Raw genomic sequence first — 3,172 nt, forward strand, 5'->3', positions numbered from 1 at the left:
CACAGGAGACCTCCCAATCTGCTCAGGGCGATAATGGATTATACATTTGGTTCGGTAAAATGATAACTTACCACATTCCATTAACCCATGGGTTATGAAAAACGATGATCGACAGCCGCATCAAGTTTCGCCACCTGCAAACATTCCTCGAAGTCGCCCGGCAAAAAAGTGTCATGAAGGCTGCCGCTATCCTTCATATCAGCCAACCGGCCGTGACGAAAACAATTCGTGAAATGGAAGAGGCCCTCGGTGTTGCCGTGTTCGAGCGTGATGGACGCGGCATCAGAATAACCCGCTACGGCGAGGTGTTCCTGCGCCATGCCGGTGCGGCGATTACTGCATTGCGTCAGGGCATCGACTCCGTCACCAATGAGCAGTCGGGCGAAGGCATCCCGATCCGCATTGGCGCCTTGCCAACTGTTTCAACCCGCATCATGCCGCAGGCGATCGGCCTGTTCCTTGAGGAAAAGACGCAAAGCCGGCTGAAAATCGTCACCGGCGAAAATGCCGTGCTTCTTGAACAATTGCGCCTCGGCGACCTCGACCTCGTCGTCGGGCGGCTCGCTGCGCCCGAAAAGATGACCGGTTTTTCCTTCGAACATCTTTATTCGGAAGAAGTCGTCTTTGCAGTCAACGCCCGGCATCCGCTTTTGACGGCAACGGGCGATATCTATGTCCTTCTTAACGACTATCCCGTTTTGATGCCGACGCGGGCCTCCATCATAAGGCCCTTTGTCGACCGTTTTCTCATTGCTAATGGCGTTGCCAAGCTCGCCCAGCAGATTGAAACCGTCTCCGATGCCTTCGGTCGTGCTTTCGTGCGGTCAAGAAATGCCGTGTGGATCATCTCGGCCGGCGTTGTCGCCAACGACATTGACGATGGCACGCTCAAGCTGCTTCCCATTGACACGACCGAGACCAGGGGCCCGGTCGGCCTGACAACGCGCGCCGACCTGACGCCGTCGCTGCCCGTGATGATGCTGATGCAGACGATCCGCGAGGCAGCCCGCAGCGTCAAGGCACAATGAAGGCCGAGCTTTTCTTCAGAACGCCAGACCGACATAGTTTTCGGCAAGTGCCGTCGATGCCGCCCGCGAATGCACGAGATAGTCGAGTTCGGCCTCCTGGATTTTCTGGCCAAAGGCGCCCGTGTCTGGAAAGCGATGCATCATCATGGTCATCGACCAAGAGAACCGGACCGCCTTCCACACCCGTTGCAGCGCGCGCCCGGAATAGGCATCAAGTCCCGCCACCGAACCGTCGGTATAATAGTCACGCAGGCCTTCAAACAGGTAATGAACGTCGCTTACCGCCAGATTGAGACCCTTCGCACCGGTCGGCGGAACGATGTGCGCAGCGTCTCCGGCCAGAAAAAGGCGGCCAAACCGCATGGGCTCGGCAACAAAGGAGCGAAGTGGCGCGATTGATTTTTCAAATGAAGGACCGGTCGTAACCGCTTGCGCGTCCTCGGCTGGGAGCCTTAGGCGCAGTTCATCCCAGAAGCGGTCATCGGACCAGGCCTCCACCTTGTCGTCCAGCGGACACTGGACATAATAACGGCTTCGGGTCATCGACCGCATCGAACAAAGCGCAAAGCCGCGTGGGTGATTGGCGTAGATCAGCTCGCTCGCCACCGGCGGCACTTCGGCCAGAACACCAAGCCAACCGAAGGGATAGGCGCGCTCATAGGTGCTTATCGCGCGTTCAGGCACCGATCGCCGGCTGACGCCATGAAACCCGTCGCATCCGGCAATGAAGTCACAATCTATGCGCTCCGTCCTGCCAGCCTGTTCATAGGTCACGTGCGGGCTGGTCGAGCCGAAGTCATGGACATTGACATTGTCCGCCTCGTAGATCGATTTCGCGCCACTTATCTCACGCTGCTCCATGAGATCCCGCGTGACTTCCGTCTGGCCATAGACGGTGACCTTCTTGCCCGTCAGCTCCCACAGATTGATACGGTGGTTGCGCCCGTCGAAAGCCAGGGAAAATCCATCGTGTTGCAGTCCCTGCGCATGCAGCCGCGCGCTGGAGCCAGCCTGGTCAAGCAACCGGACCGAGCCTTCCTCCAGCACCCCGGCGCGGACACGGCCAAGGATATAGTCTTTGCCAACACGGTCGAGGACAATATTGTCGATACCGGCATTGGTCAGGAGCTGACCAAGCAGCAGTCCGGCGGGGCCGGACCCGATAATTGCGACATGCGCGCGCATGGTGCCTCCCCACACGAAGGGCCTAAAGCCTATCCGAGTTCTATGCCAGCCTGCACGGTTTATCCAAGAGGAATCTTGGCAGGATCGTCATGGTGGCAAACAGGACAACATGCGAACAGCCGCCTCTTTCGAGTATTTATGGCAATTTTTCCTTGTGGGTTAGCGGATCGGAGAGGGTAGTTCGGCAAACCCGTTGCCCACGCCGCTGGCTTCAAGTTATCTCCAGAGACCGGGGAGCTTTCTGGGATGTTTGAATGAACAATCTGCGTGACATGCGGGGATATTCCCATGTGAGGGTTCTCGCTGATGTTGCCGTGCTCTAGGTGATCGCCAGCAGCATCATGTATGGCCCCGAGGTAGTGGTTGCGGGATGGCTGTTGTTCATTGCCTGGGTAGCGTTCAGTTAGGGAGCAGGTTACACTCACTGCCAGGATCCTGACCACCAATCGCTCGTCTAATAACTGCGACTGCAAACGTTGATCGGATTCGGGGAGGGATCGCTTGGCAATCCACGATCTTTTATCCGGCCTTGGCCTGCCAGTCTTCCACTTCCATGGCAGGCGACTGCAGCGGACAGACCGGCTTTCCGACAAACAGTTGCGGCCGGACCATCCGTGTAACCGGCGTGGATCCTCTGGGCGGGTGGATAGCCAACGCCAGCTCTTGGCACGTTATAGGCCTTGCCAAACTTCGCCTCGGAGCCGTCGCGCATGCCGACGGTATTTAGGGCGTTTCCCTGGCCAAGTCGGTCCTTTATTTACCCACTTCCGCTCTCCGTTCTCCATCGGCCGCGACAGATGCTATTGTGGTGACATCACGATTTCCAGTATTGAACTGGTGCATGATCTCGCGGGCCAACCGTGCCGCATTGGCGTTATTACTGATGCTGCGCTTAAGGAGGAACGTGGCAGTGACGTAGGCTGACGTCATGATGTGCCAGTCTTCTTCGGAGTAGGCAT

Annotated in this window: 3 protein-coding genes; 1 reads left to right on the plus strand and 2 read right to left on the minus strand. The window is 57.4% G+C overall.

Translation table 11 applies throughout. The features are described 5' to 3' along the window. Positions 1–104: 104 nt before the first annotated feature. Entirely contained in the window at positions 105–1,028 is a 924-nt protein-coding gene (gene pcaQ, locus AAAB35_RS10405; RefSeq protein ID WP_340668209.1) for a pca operon transcription factor PcaQ, read from the plus strand. Between the two features lie 15 nt (positions 1,029–1,043). Here pcaQ and pobA read toward each other — a convergent pair whose 3' ends face one another. Together pobA and AAAB35_RS10415 are read right to left on the minus strand one after the other, a co-directional pair. After that, complete coding sequence (pobA, locus tag AAAB35_RS10410; protein WP_340668210.1) at positions 1,044–2,213, minus strand: 4-hydroxybenzoate 3-monooxygenase; 1,170 nt, start codon at positions 2,211–2,213, stop codon at positions 1,044–1,046. Between the two features lie 753 nt (positions 2,214–2,966). Further along, positions 2,967–3,172, minus strand: a 206-nt coding sequence (locus AAAB35_RS10415) for a hypothetical protein (protein ID WP_340668211.1), incomplete at its 5' end; no start/stop codon positions are given.

The sequence above is a fragment of the Phyllobacterium sp. genome, assembly GCF_037994425.1.
GTDB lineage: Bacteria > Pseudomonadota > Alphaproteobacteria > Rhizobiales > Rhizobiaceae > Phyllobacterium.